Below are 2,310 nucleotides of genomic sequence, written 5' to 3' on the forward strand. Positions count from 1 at the left end.
GCCCGCAACGCCCGATCCGCCGCCCACTGCCGCCGACCACCAGCTCGCCCCTCCGGCACGTCCTTCGCCTCACGACCCACCGCACACCTCCAGAATCGAGGTGTTGCGACGACCGATTGAATCCGCCTTCGTTGTCGTGTTCGTTATGGTCCCCGGGCCCGGAAGCGCAGAGTCGGGGTGGTGGTGCACACTGTTCGTCTTGTGGGAGCCGACGTCTCGTTGATCCGTTTGCACCGTTCGGGTAGCAATCCGAGCCGGTGGCGGCAGGAGCATCTCGAGGTCGTACTAGATTCGAGCGATCTCTTCGCCGAGTTGTGTGGCGGCTGCGGTCTGCCGATGCTCGAGCGCATCGACCCCTACGGCTCGCTGATGCTCTCGAGTGCGGAGATGGACCAGTTCGTGACGGAGTTGTCCGGGTTGCGGCAGCGGGAGAAGGCTCGTTTCTCGGGAGAGCTGTTTGACCGGATCGAGCAGTTGGCGCGCCGGTGCTCGGCGGACTCGGATCTTCAGCTGCGTATCGACGGTGATTAGCCGTTGGCGGCGCGGTTGTCCTTGGCCAGTAGTTCGCGCCGCTGGCGGGTGCGGTATGAGTCGCCGGTCAGGGTGAGGACCTCGGCGTGGTGCACCAGACGATCGATCATCGCGGCTGCGACTACGTCGTCCGAGAAGGTCTCTCCCCAGCGCCCGAAGGGCAGGTTACTCGTGTCCCGGCCAGGATGTCCCCTCCCTGCCGCGACGGGATCATCACCGCGGACAGGTACCGGGAGGAGCCGAGCGTCATCACCAACACCGGCAGCACCCGCTCCTGCCCCGGACCCACCGGGATCCTCGGCGCCGGGAACCACAGGTCGCGCTGGGCGATCTGGCCGGGCTCGTAGACGGTCCGGTCGACCGGGTCGACCCGAGGTACTCCGGGCGGATCTTCGCCAGGCGCACCTTCAGCGGTGTCATCGAGTACGGCCAGCCGATCCGCTCGGCCACCACCGGCGCCGGCATCCGCGGCCACTCCACGAGCAACGCCCGCATCTGCGGCTCGAACGCATCCGCCACCGAGCCCCGCGCGGCCCGCTCGTACTTCGGCGGCCGGTCAGAGGCCAACGCGGCCCGCACCGTGTTCCTCGCCACCCCGAGCCTGCGGGCGATCTCCTTGATGGGCACACCCTCCGCCTTGTGTAGGCGGCGGATCTCGGCCCAGTCCTCCACTTTCAGCACCTCCCTAGCGTCAGGGGGGTCAACATTCACAAGACGCTAGGGGGTCAGTTTTCACGAGTCGGCGACACGGGGAACTCCGGCTCAAGAACCCGCAGGACCAGGCCCGGCTTCTCGACCTCACCACGAACCCTGCGATTGATGTCTGACACGTCCACAGCAGTGACCCTCCTTCTGACAGCACGAACAGCCTGCCAGCCAGTAAAGCCCGCCCCGCCCGGGACCGGTCCCCGCCGTCGCGCACCAGAACGCGACCCCTCGTCGCCGCCGCGGAACCGCGACATGGCCGCCTGCATCCAAGGAATCCAGGCACAAATCCACACGTGATCCAATGCCAAAGGCAGATCACGACAAGGCTTCGGCGCAATCCATATGGACGCGATGCTCGGCCAGGACCTTGGGGATTCGTAGTCGCCAGCGCTCAGTGCGATCCGGGTGCGTCCGAGGGCCCACGACGACCGTGATTGGACAGCTCAGCCGCAAAAGCGATCCACGCCTGAGCGGCCTCAGCGTCAGCGCGCACTGGCATGATGGCGCTGTTGGGCCACTTCAGCTGCGAGTCCGCCTCCATCTTCCTCAGCCACGCAAGAGCCTGCTGCATCGCGTCATCCCACGTGACCTTCTTTGGTCCGGGACCTTCCATATCGCATCGCCTCCCCAAGTAGCGATCATGGAAGCGCACCGTTCCTGACAGACATGATGTGCGCCAACCAGAGCGTAGCGACGAGTTGCATTCAGAGGCGCGTACGAAGCTGCGCGCGACGATCGGCAGCCTGGGAATGCATAGCCGTAGGTGGCAGTCGTTGGTGTCAGAACGGACGAATAGGGCCGGTAATCTCAATGGATTACCGGCCCTGATCTACTGTGGAGCCAAGGGGACTTGAACCCCTGACCTTTTGTCTGCCAGACAAATGCTCTACCAGCTGAGCTATGGCCCCTTGCATTCAGTTCTCGCCTGCTTCGGCCTCGATCTTACTACACCGGAGCGGGTGGTCCCCCCGGTCACAGTGGGCGGAACCTTCGGTTCCTTGCTGCTCCCGGGCGGGCTCGCCCATATTAGCCAAAGCGGGGGCCCGATGGGAAATCGATATCGGCGGGGAC

1 protein-coding gene, 1 tRNA gene and 2 pseudogenes are annotated in these 2,310 nt (G+C 65.1%); 1 reads left to right on the plus strand and 3 read right to left on the minus strand.

From position 1 onward, the window contains the following. Positions 1–180: 180 nt before the first annotated feature. Positions 181–531, plus strand: coding sequence for a hypothetical protein (locus KDK95_RS34470; protein WP_212522562.1), 351 nt, complete (start codon positions 181–183; stop codon positions 529–531). On the opposite strand, the pseudogene KDK95_RS34475 reads toward KDK95_RS34470, so the two are convergent. The 3 genes and pseudogenes from KDK95_RS34475 to KDK95_RS34485 form a co-directional block, all read right to left on the minus strand. Continuing rightward, positions 528–704 (minus strand): annotated as a pseudogene (locus KDK95_RS34475) (ATP-binding protein); the annotation flags it as partial. The gene KDK95_RS34470 and the pseudogene KDK95_RS34475 sit on opposite strands and share 4 nt — an antisense overlap. A gap of 2 nt (positions 705–706) precedes the next feature. After that, positions 707–1,212 (minus strand): annotated as a pseudogene (locus tag KDK95_RS34480) (helix-turn-helix domain-containing protein); the annotation flags it as partial. A gap of 862 nt (positions 1,213–2,074) precedes the next feature. After that, positions 2,075–2,147, minus strand: a tRNA-Ala gene (locus tag KDK95_RS34485). Positions 2,148–2,310 lie beyond the last annotated feature (163 nt).

The sequence above is a fragment of the Actinospica acidithermotolerans genome, from assembly GCF_018139625.1.
Classification (GTDB): domain Bacteria; phylum Actinomycetota; class Actinomycetes; order Streptomycetales; family Catenulisporaceae; genus Actinospica; species Actinospica acidithermotolerans.